Origin of the sequence: Nocardia higoensis NBRC 100133, assembly GCF_000308595.1 — a bacterium.
GTDB lineage: Bacteria > Actinomycetota > Actinomycetes > Mycobacteriales > Mycobacteriaceae > Nocardia > Nocardia higoensis.
On record NZ_BAGA01000088.1, the window covers coordinates 1 to 18,911 of the forward strand.

Annotated in this window: 16 protein-coding genes and 3 pseudogenes; 6 read left to right on the forward strand and 13 right to left on the reverse strand. The window is 68.5% G+C overall.

Annotated features, from left to right (window positions below; all coding sequences use genetic code 11):
• Positions 1-201, forward strand: a 201-nt coding sequence (locus tag ON26_RS34565; protein ID WP_281032398.1) for a transposase family protein, incomplete at its 5' end; no start/stop codon positions are given.
• A 72-nt stretch (positions 202-273) separates the two neighbouring features.
• Here the strand turns inward: ON26_RS34565 and ON26_RS34570 are convergent.
• From ON26_RS34570 to ON26_RS15910, 9 genes and pseudogenes are all read right to left on the reverse strand, one after another.
• Positions 274-660: pseudogene (locus ON26_RS34570) on the reverse strand (2-oxoglutarate and iron-dependent oxygenase domain-containing protein); the annotation flags it as partial.
• A gap of 483 nt (positions 661-1,143) precedes the next feature.
• Positions 1,144-3,804: a bifunctional acetaldehyde-CoA/alcohol dehydrogenase gene (gene adhE / locus ON26_RS15875; protein ID WP_040796937.1), complete on the reverse strand. Its 2,661-nt coding sequence runs from the start codon at positions 3,802-3,804 to the stop codon at positions 1,144-1,146.
• Positions 3,805-3,905: 101 nt separating this feature from the next.
• Positions 3,906-4,775, reverse strand: coding sequence for a phosphatidylinositol mannoside acyltransferase (locus ON26_RS15880; protein WP_040796957.1), 870 nt, complete (start codon positions 4,773-4,775; stop codon positions 3,906-3,908).
• Positions 4,776-4,823: 48 nt separating this feature from the next.
• Positions 4,824-5,177 (reverse strand): VOC family protein, encoded by a 354-nt coding sequence (locus ON26_RS15885; RefSeq protein ID WP_040796938.1) that lies wholly within the window; start codon positions 5,175-5,177, stop codon positions 4,824-4,826.
• A gap of 262 nt (positions 5,178-5,439) precedes the next feature.
• Positions 5,440-6,123, reverse strand: coding sequence for a tetratricopeptide repeat protein (locus ON26_RS15890; RefSeq protein WP_051027127.1), 684 nt, complete (start codon positions 6,121-6,123; stop codon positions 5,440-5,442).
• A 161-nt stretch (positions 6,124-6,284) separates the two neighbouring features.
• Positions 6,285-6,872 (reverse strand): annotated as a pseudogene (locus tag ON26_RS35220) (AAA family ATPase); the annotation flags it as partial.
• Positions 6,869-7,333: a hypothetical protein gene (locus ON26_RS15900; RefSeq protein ID WP_157171919.1), complete on the reverse strand. Its 465-nt coding sequence runs from the start codon at positions 7,331-7,333 to the stop codon at positions 6,869-6,871. The pseudogene ON26_RS35220 and the gene ON26_RS15900, both read right to left, overlap by 4 nt.
• A 190-nt stretch (positions 7,334-7,523) precedes the next feature.
• Entirely contained in the window at positions 7,524-8,738 is a 1,215-nt protein-coding gene (locus ON26_RS15905; RefSeq protein WP_040796941.1) for an MFS transporter, read from the reverse strand.
• A gap of 57 nt (positions 8,739-8,795) precedes the next feature.
• Positions 8,796-9,350: a universal stress protein gene (locus ON26_RS15910; protein WP_373280945.1), complete on the reverse strand. Its 555-nt coding sequence runs from the start codon at positions 9,348-9,350 to the stop codon at positions 8,796-8,798.
• A gap of 409 nt (positions 9,351-9,759) precedes the next feature.
• On the opposite strand from ON26_RS15910, the gene ON26_RS15920 reads away from it, so the two are divergent.
• Entirely contained in the window at positions 9,760-10,680 is a 921-nt protein-coding gene (locus ON26_RS15920) for a cation diffusion facilitator family transporter (protein ID WP_040796943.1), read from the forward strand.
• Between the two features lie 138 nt (positions 10,681-10,818).
• Here the strand turns inward: ON26_RS15920 and ON26_RS15925 are convergent, their stop codons facing one another.
• The 3 genes and pseudogenes from ON26_RS15925 to ON26_RS15935 form a co-directional block, all read right to left on the reverse strand.
• Positions 10,819-11,367, reverse strand: coding sequence for a DUF6764 family protein (locus ON26_RS15925; RefSeq protein WP_040796944.1), 549 nt, complete (start codon positions 11,365-11,367; stop codon positions 10,819-10,821).
• A 669-nt stretch (positions 11,368-12,036) separates the two neighbouring features.
• Positions 12,037-12,439, reverse strand: a pseudogene (locus ON26_RS34575) (sulfotransferase); the annotation flags it as partial.
• Positions 12,440-12,546: 107 nt separating this feature from the next.
• Complete coding sequence (locus ON26_RS15935; RefSeq protein ID WP_245545868.1) at positions 12,547-13,350, reverse strand: SAM-dependent methyltransferase; 804 nt, start codon at positions 13,348-13,350, stop codon at positions 12,547-12,549.
• A gap of 1,089 nt (positions 13,351-14,439) precedes the next feature.
• On the opposite strand from ON26_RS15935, the gene ON26_RS15945 reads away from it, so the two are divergent.
• A complete protein-coding gene (locus tag ON26_RS15945; protein WP_040796947.1) occupies positions 14,440-15,201 on the forward strand; it encodes a dienelactone hydrolase family protein in 762 nt (253 codons plus the stop codon).
• Positions 15,202-15,638: 437 nt separating this feature from the next.
• Positions 15,639-15,977 carry an STAS domain-containing protein gene (locus ON26_RS15950; protein WP_040796960.1) on the forward strand — a complete coding sequence of 113 codons (339 nt, stop codon included), beginning with the start codon at positions 15,639-15,641 and terminating at the stop codon, positions 15,975-15,977.
• A 60-nt stretch (positions 15,978-16,037) separates the two neighbouring features.
• On the opposite strand, the gene ON26_RS15955 is transcribed toward ON26_RS15950, so the two are convergent.
• The gene (locus ON26_RS15955; RefSeq protein ID WP_040796948.1) at positions 16,038-17,075 is read right to left on the reverse strand and encodes an LLM class F420-dependent oxidoreductase; all 1,038 of its coding nucleotides are present in this window, start codon (positions 17,073-17,075) and stop codon (positions 16,038-16,040) included.
• Between the two features lie 131 nt (positions 17,076-17,206).
• On the opposite strand from ON26_RS15955, the gene ON26_RS15960 reads away from it, so the two are divergent.
• Both ON26_RS15960 and ON26_RS15965 read left to right on the forward strand, forming a co-directional pair.
• Positions 17,207-17,884, forward strand: coding sequence for a cyclodeaminase/cyclohydrolase family protein (locus ON26_RS15960; protein ID WP_083884124.1), 678 nt, complete (start codon positions 17,207-17,209; stop codon positions 17,882-17,884).
• A 129-nt stretch (positions 17,885-18,013) separates the two neighbouring features.
• Positions 18,014-18,877: a hypothetical protein gene (locus ON26_RS15965; RefSeq protein WP_040796949.1), complete on the forward strand. Its 864-nt coding sequence runs from the start codon at positions 18,014-18,016 to the stop codon at positions 18,875-18,877.
• Positions 18,878-18,911 lie beyond the last annotated feature (34 nt).

The window sequence follows — 18,911 nt, forward strand, 5'->3', positions numbered from 1 at the left end:
CACAAGGGCCGTGGTAAACCGGCCTCACAGAAGAACGCCAACCGTGCACACGCACGGCTACGAGCCCGCGGTGAGCGAGCGTTCGCGCAGTTGAAGACGTGGAAGATCCTGCAGAAACTGCGGTGCTGCCCGTTCAAGACCGGGCTGCTGGTCCGGGCGGTCCACGTTCTCCATGATCGAGAGCTTCAAGCCGCTGCCTGAAGATGAAAAAGGCTCATTGGGTTCGAAGTTGGCGCCGGCGCGTTCGGAGGTGAAATATTCCTCCTGCGGCACATCGGGCAGTCCCATCGCGAACAGTTCCACGAGGTCGCCCGGCGTCATCTTGCCGCGAGTCTTCGCCAGCGCCCGATGCTTCGGCGGGACATAACCCCGGCTGATCGAGCGATCGCGGACATACCGGAGCTTCACCTGCTCCGGGAGATCGAAAAATGACGCGGAAACAGCATAGAGGTCGTCGAGCAACCGCTGCTCGACGCCGTGATTGATCAAGGTCAGGAAACCGACCTCACGATTGGCACGGTCGATGGATCGGATGACTCGCCGACGGCTGTCGCCACCGGCACGAGCCATGGCCATGTCGACCACAGGGACAGCAGACATCGGCGGGTGGTCGTTTTCCCCCGCGGCGGCCACGCTGTTCCGGTCGCTAGCACGTTTCATCACAACAACTTTCACGAACTGGATTTCTCACGAAAATGGCGGTGGCGGCGCACGCCGGCACACCGGCGGTTCCGGCAACAGGCGGCGGGCCGGGGGTATCGCACCTGAAAGCCGGCCGGCCGCGGTCCACACGATGCCGCACGCACCACAGAATTGCGACGAGCAACGGCGCAGGCGAACACGATCCGCCTGCTTGCCGGACGCCGGTATGAGATCGGCTTGCCGACCGTCGGTCAGCGCAGCCCGAAAGACCTGGTTCGTGAACGACTGATCTCTACGGAGAGCAGAGCCAGCCTCGGCTGCCGCAAGGTGAATGCGCGCAGGCAGTCGGCAACGGTGAACGTGATACGCGAAAGCACAAGGAGATTCGCTCGCATATATTCCACCGCCTCACATCCGGCTCAACCTTCGCTCAATAGTTGCCGCCGACTGTGACCGAGCCATCAACGGAATGTTTCGAGTCGATTTCGCTGGGCGGTGCGGTCAGTGGGCATCGTCTCCCTGCCCGTAGTAACCGAGCCGGAGCAGGGCGGTGATCTCGCTGATCAACGGCATCCGCGGATTGGTGCGATTACTGAGATCCTGGAAAGCGGTCATCGCCAGCTCGGGCAGCGCCGCGAGAAAATCGTCCTCGCGGACGCCGATCTCCTTCAGGGTCCGGGGCACGCCCATCCGGCGCAGCAGATCCTCGACGCCTTCGAAGAGCCGACGACGGCTCTCCTCGGGCTCGTGACCACCGAACACGATCCGCCCGAGCTGGGCGTACTTGTCCGGCGCGATGTAAGCCGAATAGCCGGGCGCCGGCATGAATTTCGTGGGCAAGCTCGCGTTGTACCGCAGGGTGTGGGGCAGGAACACGCCGTTCACCCGGCCGTGGGCGATGCCGAATCGCGCGCCGACGGCATGCGCGAGCGCATGATTGGTCCCGACGAACGCGTTCGAGAAAGCCAGGCCGGCGAGCGTCGCGGCATTGGACATATCGGTGCGCGCGGACAGATCGTTCGGATCGTCGTACACCCTCGGCAGCGCCTCGAAGATCAGACGCGCGGCCTGGACGCAGAAGGCATCGGTGTAGGGCGAGGCGAAGATCGACGCGGCCGCCTCCAGCGCGTGCGTCAGCGCGTCGATGCCGGTGTCGACGGTCAGAGTGCGCGGCATGGACATCGTGAGCAGTGGATCCACGACCGCCATGTCCGGCACCAGCGAGTAGTCGACCAGGGTCTCCTTGCGGCCGGCGACCGTGAGGACAGCCGCGGGCGAAACCTCCGACCCGGTCCCGGCGGTCGTGGGAATCGCCACCAGCCGAAGCTGGTGGGGATCCTGCGGGTAGTCGGCCATGCGCTTGCGGGGGTCGAGGAACGGCAGGGTCAGCTCTTCGAGTTCCTTGTCGGGATGCTCGTAGAAGAGCCTGATCGCCTTGGCCGCGTCGATCACCGAGCCGCCGCCGATGGCGACGAGCAGATCCGGAGGAAACTCCCCGAGCAGCGCGACGCCGCGGCGAATGGTTGCCTCGTCGGGCTCCGGCTCGACCTCGCTGAACACTTTGATGTGCTGGGCGCGCAGATGGCCGCGCAATTCGTCGACGACACCCCGTTGTTCGCTGAGCGCATCGGTGATCACCACCACGCTGGTGCAGGCGATCTCGCGCAGATTCTCCAACGCGCCGGCATTGAAGTAGATGTTGGACGGCACCCGGAACCACTGCGGCGGTGTGCGCCGGTACGAAACGGTCTTGATGTTGAGCAGTTGCAGGTAGTTGACGTTCTCGGTGGTGCTGGATCCACCCCATGTGCCGCAACCGAGGGAGAAGGTCGGAGTCAGGTTGTTGTACACCCCGCCGAGCGCTCCGACCGCGGTGGGAGCGTTGACCAGGATCCGGCCGGTGCGTACCGCCAACCCGTACGCGTCGATGACGGCCTTGTCCTTGGCGTAGATCGCCGAGGTGTGGCCGAGACCGCCGTGCTCGGTGACCAGGACGGCGGCATCGATACCGTGCTGGACATCGCGGGCGCGGACCAACCCGAGCACGGGCATCAACTTCTCCTGCACCAGCGGGTGCGCGGCGAGCCGGTCGAGATCCGCGGGCAGGGACGCCAGCAGCACCTTGACCGACTCGTCGACGGTGAAGCCCGCGCGTCTGGCGAGCTCGGGGGCCTGCTGACCGAGGGCTTCGAGGTTCACCTTGTCGCCGCAGCCGAACGCGAAGTCCGCGAGCGCCTCGGCTTCCTCGTCGCTGAGCAGGTGAGCACCCATCTTCTCGAATTCGGCGACGGTGGCGTCATAGATTTCGTCGTCGATGATGCAGGTCTGTTCGGCGGGGCAGATCACCGACGCGTCGAAGGTCTTCGAAATCAGGATGTCGACGACGGCGCCCTTGATATCGGCCGTGCGATGCAGATAGATGGGGGCGTTACCGGGCCCCACCCCCAGGGCCGGCTTTCCGGCGGCATTGGCGAGGGAGACGATCTTCTGTCCGCCGGTGACCCAGATGAAATCGACCCGCGGATGTTTGAACAGGTAGTGGGTCACTTCGTGTTCGGCGTCGGGAATCACCTGCAGGGCGCCGGGAGGCATGCCGGCGGCCTCGGCCGCCGCGCGCAGGATCTCGACCGTGCGCTCGCACGATCGCACGGCGTACGGCGAGGGCCGGAAGATGACCGCGTTGCGGGTCTTGGCGGCGACGATCGCCTTGTAGAGCACCGTGGAGGTGGGATTGGTGACCGGGGTGACGGCCACGACGACGCCGATCGGTTCGGCGACGCGGACAATGCTGCGCTCGAGATCCTCCTCGATCACTCCCACGGACTTCTTGTCCTCGAGGTAGTCGTAGAGGAACTCGGTGGCCACGTAGTTCTTGACGACCTTGTCCTCGAAAACGCCGAAGCCCGTCTCCTCGATGGCCACCGCGGCGAGTTCCGCCGCCGCCCGGATCCCGGCGCGCGCCATCGCTGCGACGATCGTGTCGACCTGCTGCTGATCGAGCGTCCGGAAGGCCGCCGCGGCGGTGGCGGCGGTGTCGACGATTGCGTCGATCTCGTCGTGGCGGACCGGCTGTCCTCGGACCGGGGGAGCATTCTCCGCCGCGGCCGCATCGCCGCTGCGGTCGACCGTTCGGGACTCGGTACCGATCCGGGTGTCGGTCATGACTCTCCTCGCGCTGGAGATGTCGTTGATTCTCGGTGTGGACGAGGCTTCGTTCGCGACACTACTCCCGCGCGCCGGGCTGCACAGCGGCCATAGGACCCTTACTGATCGGCGATCCACACCCGTTGCAGCATGTGCCAGTCGGCCGGATGGGCGGCGATGCCTGCGGCGAACCGGTCGGCCAGCGCCTGAGTCGTGTGCTGCACTCCGCCTGCGGTGTCGATCGGCGCGCCGACGTGGAATCCCCAACCGTCGGGAGTGAACCAGCAGTGCACCGGCAGCAGCGGCGCACCGGTGTCGATCGCCAGCCGCGCCGGACCGGCCGGCATGTAGGCCGGCTCACCGAAGAAGCTGACCGGCACACCCGCACCGGACAGATCGCGCTCACCGAGCAGTCCGACCACCCGCCCCTGCCGCAGCCGGGCGGTCAGGTGCTCGAACGGCGCCCGCGTGCCTCCGGTGAGCGGGATGATCTCGAATCCCAGACCTTCACGGAACCGGACGAAGCGACGGAACAGCGATTCCGGCTGCAGCCGCTCGGCGACGACGGTCGGGGTGCCGATCCGCTGGACCACCCACACCCCGGCCAGGTCCCAGTTGCCGCTGTGCGGTAGCGCCAGCACGACCCCGCGTCCGCGCGCGACCGCCTCGTGAATGTGTTCGAGCCCGGTGGCCGCGGAGTCGATGGCCGCGCCCAGCCGTACCGGGTCCATCGACGGTAGCCGGAATGCCTCGCACCAGTACCGCGCATAGGAGCGCAGACTCGCGTGGACGAGTTCATCGGGCACTCGGGCGGGGGTGGTGGACAGCACCCGGGACAGATTGAGCCGCAACTGAACCGGTCCACCATCACGGGCTGCGCGATCGGCGGCGATCTGGAACAGTCGCATCGCCTGCCGCTGCGGCAGGGCACGGACCAGCCGCCAGCCGGCCGCGTACCCGAGATCCCGGGCACGGGCATCGAGGGTCATGATCGGCCACCGGCCCATGTCCCGGGACAGCGCGCCTCCATCGGAGCCCTACCTGGCCAGCGGGCTGTACAAGACCACGCCGTTGCCCTTGTTGTCGAAGACCACGGCACGGCGTTCGTGCGCGTCGTCGTACGGCCCCTGCACGATGCCGCCACCGGCGGCTTCGATCGCTTTCGCCGCGGCGTCGACGTCGGCGGTCTTGATGCCGACGACGACCTGGCCGGGAATGGGATGGTCGACCGCGGTCGCGAGGGCGAGGGTGATCGGACCGCCGTCGAGCGCGGCGAAGTGGGCGCCGTCGCGGAACTTCAGCGGCATTCCCAGGGTTTCACTGTAGAACCGGATGGATTCGTCCAGGTCGTCGGTCGACAGGATGATCATCTTGACTTCGTGCTCACTCATGGAACCTCCTGTAATCGAGGCATTCACAGATCGGGATCACATCGCACTCTCGGGCGATCGTAGCGGCGATTGTTCGCCGCCGGAATACTCGAGCCGCAGGTCGGGCCACATCGGGACGATGCGATAGCCGAGATCCAGCCGAATCAGGACTCGAGTCCCGGATTCGAATGACTCAGGCCCCTACGCGGACCGATCGAAATGCCCTGCAGGAAAATCGAATACGTTGGTTCAGAACAACTATTCGCAATTGCCGCGGTGAGTGTCATCGAACTCGGTGACACCTGGCCAGCACCGTCGCTCTACGGTTGCCGTCTGCTGCCCGGGAACCGTGGTCACTGTGACGGCGCGCGGCCGCGAGATTGCGGCGGACCGACGCCATCGTGGGATGTGCGGGACCGAGGGTCTGCGCGCAGTCGGTGAGACCACGCTCGTAGAGCGCGATCGCTTCGTCCAGGCGTTGCACCGCCTGATAGGCGGTAGCGAGATTGTTGCGTACGGCCAGAGTGCTGGGGTGCCCGGTGCCGAGGGTGCGCTCGAAATCGGTGCGGGTCTGCTCGTAGAGCAGGATCGCCTTCTGCACCTGTCCTGCCCCGCTGTAGATGGCGGCGAGATTGTTGCGCGACCCGATGGTTTCGGGATGATCATCACCCAGCACCCGCTGCCGGGCGGCGAGCGTTCGCTCGCCGAGCGCGATCGCTTCGGACATCCGCCCCGCAGATCGGAAGGCGGCGGCGAGGTTGTTGCTGGTGACCAGAGTTTCGGGGTGATCGTCACCGAGCACCCGCGCCTGATCGGAAACGGCGTGCTCGAACAGCGGGTACATGCCCAGCAGACGCTCGTAGTCGATGAGAGCCCGCTGGAAGTTGGCCAGTGCATCGGCGTGGAGGCCTTGACCGAACTGGAAGGACGCGGCCTTGGTGAATCTCGGCGATCGTGGTCCCCGCACGGCTGTCGATCGGATAGCCGGTCAGCGCTTCGATGTGCGGCAGCAGCGCTCGCCCGGTGGGCCAATCCACCGGATCCCGATGTCCGGGCATGCGGGCCCACAGAGTGATCGTGGCGCGAGCACGGGCGCGGTCGACGGCTTCCGGGGCGCTCCACGTTGTCGAGGATCAGCAGCCAACCGCGGTGGGTGGCCAGCCACTGCACCGCCCGCTCGGCCAGTTGCTCGACGGTCAGGGCTTCGGCCAGGGCCGGTTGCAGCCGCGTCGCGAAGTTCGCCAGCCCTCGCCGCGCAGCAGCGTGCGAGTGCGCGCTCACCCACACGATCGGGGCGCACCCGTGCGCGCGGGTGCCGGCCCAGTACGCGGCCAGGCTGGACTTTCCGATTCCGCCCAGCCCGTGCACCACAGCTGTCACCACCGGCCCGTCAGCCACTGTGACGGCAGCGTCGAGCCGATCCAGCTCGGCTTCGCGCCCGACGAACCACCCCGGCCACGGCGCGACGTTGTCGATACCGGGTGGCGCGTCGATCTCGGCGACGGGCCGATACGCCTCGGCAGGCAACTGCACCACCCGGGCGTGGTCGCCGGTTTGCACTGTGCCTGCGAAGATTCCGCCGCCGGTGTCGACCGCCACGGACCGGGGTCCCGAGGCGAACGTGCCACCCCGATGACTCCGAAGATGTTCTTCTGCAGGCTGTTCCGGCGTATTCGGCTCATCCGGATGGTCGCGGCCCGGCCGCCGGGCGCTCACTGCTGAGCCGGTGGGACGTGGCGGTCACCGGTGGTGATCTCCGCGCCGGGATCCCCGCTGATCGCCACCGCTCGCTCCCCCGACGCTGCCACCGCACCGGGTGCGGGCCGCGGGGCCGGTCCCGGAACGGGCGACGGCGAGGATGCGTGGGGGGCCGCAGCCGACACTCCGTCATCACCGGTTCGGATCGGCCCGGCCGGGCTACCGTGAACGGCGACACTGCGCGCACCCGACGCGACCACCCCGGGCGCCATCGGCTGCGAGGCCGTGGAGGATCCGGCAGCCTGCGTCCACAGCGACACGGCGAACACCCCGACGGTCAACACTGCCACCGCCACCCACATCCACCCCGAGTGATCACCGCCGGTCGCATAGTTCACCGCCACTGCCGAGCCGGTCGACAGCACCGCGGTCAACGCCGTGGGCACCACCACCCGCCACATCGTCTGCCCGGAAGTCACGGCGGCCTCCCACCTGAAACGGCACGCATCAACAGCCCCTCGATCGTGGCACGACCACATTCCGAAAACCACCCTCGACCACAACTGTGCTACCGAAGCGTGAATTCGCCGGTGTGTGGCGATCTTTCGACGCCGAGGTGACCATCGTGGAGGCCGCGCCGCGGCCGCTGCCGTCCGAGGCCGACAGCGCTCAGCGGTGTCGGCCTCTCACCGGGCGCCCGGTCCGGCGGATCGTGGTCGACAGGGCCGCGATCGCGGCGAGCTGGATCACCGCGACCGTGGTGATCAGCGCCGGGATCGACAGTTGGTAGAGCAGTCCGGTGACCGCGCCGCCGACCGCGGTGGCGACACCGATGACCGCGGCGTAGAGGCCGTAGGCGGTGGCGCGGCGCCCCGGCGCGACCAGGTCGGCGACGACGGCTTTGAGCGTGGATTCCTGCACTCCGACCGCCGCACCCCACAGCAGCGCGCCGAGCACCGCCGACGCCACGGTCTCGGTGAAGGCCAGTGCGGGCACGAGCGCGGCCAGAATCGGCAGGGCGAGCAGGACTTTCACGCCTATGCGGTCATATGCCCAGCCGGTGAGCAGTGCCGCGACCGCGTCGGCGCCCATCGCGGCGGCATAGACGAGCGGCACCCCGGCCGCGGGCAGTAGGTCGCGGGCGATCAGGTGGAACGACACGACTCCGAAAGTGGCGAAGCCGATCATGGTGGCCGCGGAGAATCCGGAATACACCCAGAACGATGCGGGAAGTGATCGCATCCATCGGCCGGTGTCATCGGTGTCGCCGGAGGAGGAGGTTTCGGACGGTTCGGTTCGATCGGTTTCGTACCGGGTCGGGTCCGGGACGCGGGCGCGCAACCACACCAGCAGGGCCATCACCAGCGCCCCGGGCAGAGCGAGGATTCCCAGAGCGGGGCCGTAGTTCCCGCCGGTCACGGCCAAGACGGCGGCGACGGTCAGCGGTCCGATCAGAGCGCCGATCTGATCGAGGGCTTCGTGGACAGCGAACCCGCGGCCACGGCCGGTGGCCGTCGTGGCGTGGGAGAGCAGGGTGTCTTTGGCGGGGCTGCGCACGGCTTTGCCGACGCGTTCGGCGATCACCAGCGTGCACGCGACCCACAAGGTCGCGGCGACGCCGAGCAACGGGACCGTGACCACGGTGAGCGCATAGCCGGCGATCGTGAACGCCCAGAACCGGTGCGTGCGGTCGGCCAGCGGCCCGGAGACCAGGCGCAAGGCCAGCGCGGCGGCTTCCCCGATTCCGGTGACGACGCCGACGACGAACGCACTCGCCCCTAAGGACGCCAGCAGGGGGCCGGTGATCGAGCGTGCCCCTTCGTAGACGAAGTCGGCGAGCAGGCTGATGGTTCCGAACGCGAACACGAACCGCCACGCGCTCATCGGCGCGCGCAGCGGTGCGGAATGGGTCGACGCGTGCGGATGCGGGGGCGGCGTCACTCAGTTGTTCCGTTGCAGTCGGGCCGAGGCAGGTGTGTGTTCGGGCACCAACAGCACGGGGCGGTGCCCGTGATGGATCAGCTGGGCCGACACCGACTCCCCGAGCAGACGTTCGACCAGCGACATCACGCCGTGGCGAGGGGCGCCGATCACGATCATCGACGCGTCGTGGGCGTCGGCGATCGAGCTCAGCAGCTGCGCGGGATTGCCGTGATGGGCATGATAGGTCCAGTTGCCCGGGAGCGCGGCCAGCTTCGCACAGGCCTGCGCACGTTCATCCGCGACGACTTCGGTGATGACCCGCTCCCAGTCCGCGGCGTCGGGGTCGATCGGCAGATCGTCGTTGTCGATGACGTGGGCGACATGCAGGTGCGCGTCGAGGGCGAGCGCCAACCCGATCGCGACATCGAGGGCGACATGGCTGGCGTTGTGCCGGTCGAACCCAACCACCAGATGCGTGCTCGGCGCGGTCGGTCCCGCCGGCCCGTGCACCTGCGCCGGATCACGCCGATTCTGCGGCCGCCGACCGGGGCGTTCGCGGTCCTCGTGCATCATTTCCTCCTCACCACCCAGCCACGGCGACCCCGGCCGCACCGGCGACGACGGTCGGCACCGGGGTGCCGAACGCCTTGGTCGCCGCCGCTCGATACCGTTGACGTCGGATCATCCGAACGGGTTCGAAACCGGCGGTACCGAACGTGGTGTACCCGCTGCCGCACCCGAGCCCCACGATCGTGTGCACCTGATCCGGGCACCGTGGAACACGACCAGCCCGGTGGCCAACCCCGGCAACAACGATCCGGTCATCACCACCGTCGCCCACACAACTTCGGGATTCGATATGTCGGCGCTGACAGCGCCACCAGCGGACGCGGCCGGCGCCGTCCCCACACCTCCCTGGACATATGCGCATCTGTTTATGTATTGTCGCTCATGTGATCGGGTACCGAGGAGGTGTGGCCTGATGGGTCACGGACACAGTCACGCGCCCACCAGCGGGGATGGCGAGCACGCCGCGGGACGACACCGTTGGCGCCTGGCACTGGCTCTGGCCCTCATCTCCGCGTTCTTCGTCGTCGAGTTCGTCTTCGGCCTGCTGTCGGACTCCCTGGCGCTGATCTCCGATGCCGGACACATGGCCGCCGACGTCGTGACCTTGGCCGCCGCGCTGGCCGCCACCGGTATCGCGACTCGCAAGGACACCACCGGGCGACGCACCTACGGTTCCTATCGCGCGGAGGTCTTCGCCTCCGGATTCGCGGTCCTGATGATGCTCGGAGTCTCGGCCTACATCGTGATCGGCGCGCTCGGACGCATCGGCAGCCGGCCCGAAGTCGAGACCGGACCGATGCTCATCGTCGGCGCGCTCGGCCTGCTGATCAACATCGCCGCGATGGGGCTGCTGCGGGCGGGCGCTTCCGAAAGCCTCAACGTCAAAGGCGCTTACCTCGAGGTGGTCGCCGACACCGCCGGCTCCGTCGGGGTGATCGCCGCGGGCTGGCTCGTCGTCGCCACCGGAAACCCGCTGTGGGACACGATCATCGCCCTCGCGATCGGCGCTTTCGTCGTCGTCCGCGCGGTCGTGCTCGGCCGCCAGGTCCTCGCGGTCCTGGCCCAGCACGTGCCCGAGGGCGTCGACCCCGCCGCGGTCGAATCCGACCTCGCCCGCATCCCGGGCGTGGCTTCGGTCCACGACCTGCACCTGTGGACTTTGACCTCGGGGATGAACGTCGCCACCGCCCACCTCGTCGTCCCCGGCCACGGCGACACGCGCACCGTCCTGACCGAGGCACGCCGACTACTGCGAGACGACCACCGGATAGCCCATGCCACACTCCAAGTCGAACCGGCAGACCAGACCGGCTGCGACGAACTCGACTGGTAACCGGGGCCGTTGGGCCGCCCCTCGGGCCACCACGGCCCGCCTCTCCCGCGCAGAACCCACGGCGGTGGCAGCAGCGGTGGGCGCCTGGACTCATCCTCACCGGAGACGCCGCGGTGCGGGCCGGGAGTCGGGCGGCCGCTACGACGGTGCGAACGATGCGGAAGGCCGTTGTGGCTGCTGAGTCCACACGCCGAAGGGTGTGGCCAGACAGGCGGCGCCACTACGCTCATCCCAGGCGAATGCCCCCGCACCCAGACACACCACCGACTGCCCGGCTCCTGCGGTGACCTCGGCGAACGAACCTTCGAAAGCGACCGCGAGCGTCCTCGACGCCCCATCACCGGCGTCCTCGTCGACGGCGTTGCTCACCGCCATCGCATCACGACCGAGTCCGAAGGCGAGCGGGACACCGCCGCGACCTTCACTGGCTCCGACACCTCCCGCGATCCCGATGCCCAGCGCGTCCGCACCGTGTTCCGCACGGGCGTAACCCACACCCCCGAGCCCGAACGACCGCGCGTGCCCGGCCTCGTCAACGGCCGCGCGGCAGCCGGCACCACCTTCGACAACGGTGTCATCGACCTCGCGTTCCGCCACACAATGCACCGGGGCAGCGGACGCGACCCCCGGAAGCACCACCACCGCTCCCACCGCCGCCGAACACACAATCGCACCGATCACCTTCACAACCACACCCTTCCCGCTGCCGCCGACAGCACCATCCGGCCACCGGTCGCTTTCCCAGCAGCTACCCGGACGGCGCCCCCGGAAACCGCCCGGCTTCGCTTCGCCCCGAACCCTGATCACGAATGACAGCCGAGCCAGCCCGAGCGCATGCCGATCCCGACGTTCACCCGACATCCGAAAAGCGCTCCGCAGCATTCACTCCGGCACCGCGGCACCGCGTGAATCCAGAAGCCACAGCCCGGGTCGCCACCGGTGCTCCACGAATCCCGCGGCCAAGCACCCGAGGCCGAGGAGTGATGCCGATGCCGTTCCACGCGTACGGCATCGGGACAGATCGGGACATCCGGCACCGTTGTCCGGCTGCGGCCCGTGCGAGTTGACTGGTAGGGCGAGGCGGAGGGGGCGACAGCGTGTGGCAATGGAGTCGGATGGTGGCCGAACGAGCAGCTGCGGCGGTATGGACGAATCGACCTGCGAGGCCGGCCGAACCGGCGGTCGTGGACCCGCCCGCATGGGATGGCGAACCGGCTTCGCGGGCATCTGCCGTGGGCGACGGCGCTCCGGGTCGGCCCACACCGGATCCGGATGTAGGTGGAGGTCGCGACTCGTAGCGTGCGCGGTCACCGTGGCCGGCGAACGCGCCGGCAGGACGGGTCACGGCCGCCGCACTGCTCGCGGGAAGGCCCCCATCAGCGGTCCGACTTGCTCGCTGTGCTGCGGCGACTCGAGCACCCAGCTGCGTGGGCCGCGGAGAGAGGTCGACGCCTGGAGCGCTTTCCGCAGGAACCGGTAGTACTGATGCTGATCCGGCTCCAGGTGGAAATCCCGCCGGCCCGGCACCCGGGCGTACCACTCCAGGACATGACTCGCGCAATCGAGGTCCGAGGAGTTCCACTTCCTCCTCGATCGCTTCCGGGAAGCGATCCGTCGAGGCCGGGGCCATGACCGGGCAGCGGCATCGGCTCCTGACTCCCCCGGGAGGGCAGCGCGCGACGCCGGGTATCGGCGGCGATCAGTTGACGAGGTGGGTGGTGCCCGAGCGCGGCATACCGACGACGATGATCGGCTTCTCTCTGTCCGACCCGGGTTCGGCTCGGGACGGGGCGTCGTACGGCCGGCCGCCGCGGCCACCCACGCACCCGAGTGTCGTTGCCGCGCCGACGCGGCGGCCGTTGTAGGTCAGGGTTTGCGACCGACGACGGCGTAGCCCGGCAGTTTGTCGTCGTAGGACTTCGGCGGCTCGATGCCGCTCGGCCGCCAGCGGTGGATCGGCACGATGCCGGGTTCGACCATCTCCAGGCCATCGAAGAATCGGGCGACCGAGGCCTTGTCACGCGGTTCGATGTCGATCCCGCCCTGCCGGTAGGCCTCGACCGTGTTGGCGACGCCCTCGGGGTCGGCGTCGGCCGTGAAGTGGGTCATCACCAGGTAGGACCCGGACGCGAGCGGCTCGAGCAGGGTGGCGATCACGTCGTAGATCCGCTCGCCGGTCACGAAGTGTGCCAGCGCGATCACGCTGAGCGCGACCGGCTGCGAGAGATCGAGAGCCTCGCGCAGTTGCGCTGCGCCGAGGATCGACTCGGGATCGGTGATGTCGGCGTGCAGATACTCGGTGCGTCCCTCGGGCGTGCCCACCAGCAGCGCCCTGGCATGAGCCAGCACGATCGGGTCGTTGTCGGCGTACACCACGTGCGCCTGCGGCGCGATCTCCTGAGCGACCTGATGCAGATTCGGCGCGGTCGGGATGCCGGTGCCGATGTCGAGGAACTGTTGGATGCCCTGATCGGTGAGGAACCGGATCGCGCGGTGCATGAACTCCCGGTTGGTCCTGGCCAGCAGACGCACGTTGGGTATGGACCGCTCGATCTGCTCGGCGGCCGCCCGATCGGCCTCGTACCAATCCTTCCCGCCCAGGAAGTAGTCGTAGATCCGGGCCGAGTGCGGTTGGTCCTGGCGCAGATCCACGCTGATTCCGTCCGGCACGCTCACTCCTCGGGTGTGAAAAACTCGCTGTGCCTGGAGATTACACGCTCACCGCACGCAAGGCCGGGCGATTCCGGCCGCCGTGCGGCGCGGCTCCGGTCGGATACCCCCTTGGTGGCCGTGCCCATGATCAGCGGGCGGACGATCGGCGGCATTCCCCGCCACGACGATTCCTGGACCTCGTCGAGCTCGACCCGCATTCCTGGACCGGCTCGAGCGTGGCACGGATGCAGTGGCGGCCCTCCGCGAACCGGCGCCACGGCTCGGCCGGCCGGTCCTGCCATCGGGCCGGCCGCGGCGACCCGGCGCGAACGTGCTGGAGGAAGGGCAGCCGACCGCCGGGACGCAACACCCGCTCGATCTCCCGCAGCACCGGTTCGGGATCATCGACAGCGCAACCCCGCCATTCACCCGACATCCGAAAAGCGCTCCGCAGCAGCGACTTCGGCACCGAGTGACTCCAGAAGCCACAGCCCGGGTCGGGGAGTGTCCAGTGTCCAGTCGACGGCGCTGGCTCACTTCCGGCGGCTCGTCGCGATGATCCGAGGACAAGATCACTCGGAGTAGGTGATGAATACCGCTGTCGAGCCTGCGTTCTCGGGTTTGTCGGCGCGGGTGGTCCAACGAAAGCGTCGATGAGGGTATGCGCGTCGTGGTGGCGGGCCAGGACGGCACCTGGCCCAGTGGTGTGCTCGCGCTGCGGCGCAGAATCGACGATCGGTGAGGCAGGTCGTGGGCGCGCAGGGCCGATGCCGGGCCGCGTCCGGCCCGAAACGGCAGACTCCGACCCGGGAGACGACGATGTTGCAGCGCCGGCCTGCGGTGCATGATCTGCTCGATCAGGGTGTCGGACTGTTGGACTGCGCCCGGCCTCGGGGTTGACATCGGTCCTGCCCGGTGGGCTACGGTGTGAGGCGATGACTACCGGGACGGCGTTGCGCCACACACGGATGGGTTACCCGGTGCTGTTCTGAGCGCCGTGCGGGCCGGTGTCGGGCCGCTTGTCGAAAGAGGACTCTGCGGTATTGCGCGGGCTCCGCCTTCGTCGTGTTGATCACAGGACATCAACCACGACAGAAGGATTCAACGATGACTGCAACGCACGGTATCTCGGTAGACGTGCGGACACCCGATGGTGTCGCCGACGCATATCTCGCCTACCCCGACGACGATGCCACCCATCCGGGAGTACTGGTGATTCAGGACGGTTTCGGACTGCGGCCCAGCCTGCAGGCGCTGGCCGATCGTATCGCCGCCCACGGCTACACCGTCCTGCTTCCGAACGCCTATTACCGGCACGGGCGTGCGCCGGTGCTCGAGCTACCGGACTTCATCGACCCGGCGCAACGGCCGGAGATCTTCCACCAGGTCTTCCCGATGATCCGCGAACTGACACCAGCGCTCCTGCGTTCGGATGCCGGCGCCTACCTGCAATGGCTGGCGGCGTCGCCGCAGGTCTCCGCGGGGAAGGTCGGCCTCACCGGCTACTGCATGGGTGCGCGGCTGGCCGTCCTGGCCGCCGCCATGTTCCCCGATCGCGTTGCGGCGGTGGCCGGATTCCACGGGGGACCGCTCGTCACCGACACCCCGGACAGTCCGCATCTGGCCGTCGGAAACATCACGGCCGAGCTGTATTTCGCCCACGCCGGCGTGGATGACCACATGACGCCGGAACACATCGCCCAGTTCGACAAGGCACTCGCCGCCTCCGGCGTCCGTCACCGCACCGAGGTCTACGAGGGGGCCCGACACGGTTTCACCCAAGCCGATACTTCCGCCCACGACCCCGAGGCCGCCGAACGGCACTACCATGAGCTGCTGGCCCTGTTCGACCGCAATCTGCGCCAGTAGAACCCGGAAGCGGAGTCCGATCATGCACGTCGACCACAAGCCGATAGCCGGTTATGCACTCCCTGCGGCACTCGCAGCCCAATTGGGCAGGGGGTGCACTGAAAGCGGCGACAGCGGAACAGGCGCTAGGACGTCCTCATCGACCGGATCCGCGGGCATCTGCCGTGGGGGCGGCGCTCGGAGTCAGCGCGCATCGGATCCGTCACACCACGTCGACCCGGGTCGAACGCGAGTTCGGAATGGCCGCCGCCCGCGCCTTCGTCGGCGACAGCGATCGTCGAGCCCGAGGTGTGGCGACCTTCACGCTCCCGAAAAGGGCCACCGACCGGTGTACCGTGCCGCCGCATGAACGCGTTCGCCTTGCAAAATCCACACATTTTGTGTGTTGTTGATGGGTGACCAACACTTCCGGAGACGCGTACCCCTTGGCGGACACGATGACCACCTCTGTCGCGGTGCACGACGCGGCGACGGTGCTGACGGTGGACGGCGAGGTGGACCTGGCGACCGCTCCCGCATTGGAGAATGCGATCGACGGAGTGCTCGCGGACAAGCCCGCGCACCTCATCATCGACCTGACGCAGGTCAGCTTCCTTGCCTCGGCCGGGATGGCCGCGCTGGTCGGTGCGCATCAGCGCGCCGGTGAGGACACCGCGATCGCCATCGTCGCGGACGGGCCCGCCACCAGCAGACAGTTGAAGATGACCAGCTTGGACCAGGTCTTCGCGCTCTACGCCACGCTGGATGCGGCGCTGATCGCAATCGGCGGTAACTGAGCTCACACAACGACGGCGCCCCGGCACGAGCCGGGACGCCGTCGGCGTGTTCGGAGCCGGTCAGACGAGTTCGCGCAGCTGCTCGATGAGGCCGACGCGCTCGGCGGGGGTGGCGGCCAGGGGGACGACGTTGAGGACGGTCGCGCCCGCTTCCTTGAAGGCGGCGATGCGTTCCTTGACGAAACCGGCGGGGCCGATCAGGGAGATGTCGCGCACCAGGTCGTCGGGAACGATCTTGGTGGCCTCTTCCTTCTTGCCTGCGAGGTAGAGCTCCTGGATGCGGTCGGCCTCGGCGCCGTAGCCGTACTTGGTGGCCAGGGTGTGGTAGAAGTTCTTGCTCTTCGCGCCCATGCCGCCGATGTAGAGGGCCAGGTGCGGCTTGACGAACTCCAGCAGCGGGGTCACGTTCTCACCGATGGCCAGCGCGGGGCCGGCGAACACCTCGAGGTCACCGAGGGCGGGGTCGCGCTTGGCCTTGCCCGCGGCCAGCGAGTCGCCCCAGATCTCCTTCGCCTTCTCCGGCAGGAAGAAGATGGGCTGCCAGCCTTCGGCGACCTCGGCGGCCAGTTCCACGTTCTTCGGGCCGAGCGCGGCCAGCAGGATCGGGATGTTCTCGCGGACCGGGTGGTTGATGAGCTTGAGCGGCTTGCCCAGGCCGGTGCCGCGGTCGGCGGGCAGCGGGATCTGGTAGTACTTGCCCTGGTATTCGAGGCGTTCGCGGCGCCACACCTTGCGGCAGATCTCGACGAGTTCCCTGGTGCGGCCGATGGGCGCGTCGTAGGGGACGCCGTGGAAGCCTTCGACGACCTGCGGGCCGGAGGCGCCGAGGCCGAGCAGGAAGCGGCCGTCGGAGACGAAGTCCAGGCCGGCGGCGGTCATCGCGGTGAGGCTGGGGGTCCGGGTGTAGATCTGCATGATGCCCGACGCCAGCTCGACCCGCTCGGTCTTGGCCGCGAGGTAGCCCAGCGCGCTGACCGCGTCGAAGGAATACGCCTCGGGCACGAAGACGATGTCGAGTCCGGCCTTCTCCAGGTCGGCCACTTCGGCCGCGACTTCCTTGAAGCCGCCCGAGTAGTTGATGCCCAATCCGATCCGCATAGTGCCCAACATAACCCCGGCAACCGATGAGCCACGCACCGGCTGGCACGCGGTGTCGCGTGCGGTGGAGGTCACGATGCCGAGTAGCGTGAGGCCGTAGTCATTCGCCGTCATCGAAAGGCCGAAATTCCGTGTCGCAGCCGACCACCTCGTCCCCGGAAAGCACCTCGCCCGCCTCGGCCGGGTCTTTCGGCACGGCCACGCTCGCCGGCTACCTGTCCGATCTGGGCGCGAAGGTGCCCGCACCCGGCGGCGGCGCCGTCGCCGCGCTGCACGCCGCCCAGGGCGCGGCGCTGGTCGCGATGGTGGCGCGCTACACCACCCGCGCCAAGGACGCCGAGCACCGCCCGGTGATCGACCGGATCATCGAGGCCGCCGATGCCGCGCGCGAGCGGGCGCTGGCCCTGGCCGACGCCGATGCCGCCGCGTTCACCGCCGTCGGTGAGGCCTACAAGCTGCCCAAGGGCACCGAGGCCGAGGTGGCGGCCCGCAAGGCGGCCATCGACGCCGCACTGGTCGAGGCCGCCCGGGTGCCGGCCGCGGTGGTGGATCAGGCCGACGAGGTGCTCTCGCTGGCCGCGGAACTGCTGCCGATCGGCAACCCGAATGTGGTCACCGATATCGGCGCGGCCGCCGATGCCGCGCGCGCCGCGGCCACCAGCTCTCAGCTCAATATCGAGATCAACGTGGCCTCGCTGCCCGCCGCCGAGGGCGATCTCTTCGCGCCGGTGCTGATGCGTATCGACGAGATCGCCGCGCGCGCCGACAGCCTGCACGACGAGGTACTGCACGCCGTGCGCCTGCGCTGACCCGACGCGTCCGGCGCCCCCGGCAATCGCGCGGCACACGAAGTCGGTAGCTGCTCATCGCAGGAATCGACACCGACGGTCACAGCAACTTTCGGCGAAGTCGGAGCGCGCGAGCTACCGTTGACGGGCATGAGTGAGGAGATCAGTGCCTCGCAGGGGGGCGGTGACGATCCTGCGCTAGCTGTCCGCCAGGGCCGCGAGCAAGCATGGAGCAACTACCGCGCCGCGCGAATCGAACTGAGCGAGTTGCGGATTCGCACCAATCTCGACGGCTGGCCGACCTGGGTGCACATGCTGCCCGGCGGCAAGCTCGAGCGTGCCGATCGCAAGCTCGTCGAGCTGCGCGGGAAGTTGTCCCGGCACGGGGTCGGCGCCGAGGAGCGGCGCTGGGGACCGCTGTCCGGCGGGGAGCTGCCGGGCACTCAGGGCGTGGTGACGCTGGAGTCGGCCATCGCCGGGCTCGTCCCCCGCTACCGCGCGACCGCGCCGGCCTGGGCCGCCGAGCTCGCGGCGATCGCGCGTTCGGGACCGCAGGTCCGGGAGGCCGCGGCCGACGGAGACCGCGCACAGGTGCGGGCGCTGACCGAACGACTGCTGACCGCGGTGCGACTGGCGCCCGACGAGCGGGCCGCGGAGCGGCTGCTCGGCTTCCTGCCCGGCGAGCTGCGGCCGATTCCCGCGGAGGTGACAGCACTGCGCCGTTCGGGTGCGGGGCCGGTCGCGGTCGCCTTCGAGGTGCGGACCAGCACGATCGAGCTCGACAGCATCACCGTCACGCCGGGATTGCGCGGCATGGGGCTTGGCAGCGCGAATCTGATGCACCTGTGCCGGACGGCCGACGAGCACCGGATGCGCATCGTCGCCCGGTTGGTACCGATCTACCACGACGACTCGGCGGTGCCGAAACTGGCGGCGTGGTGCCGCCGGCACGGGTTCACCGTGCAGGAGCGGGTGGGCGGCCGGATCACCCGCGAACCGGGAATGCCGCTCTGACGGTGGGACGCCGGCGGCGGTCGGCGGGTTTCGG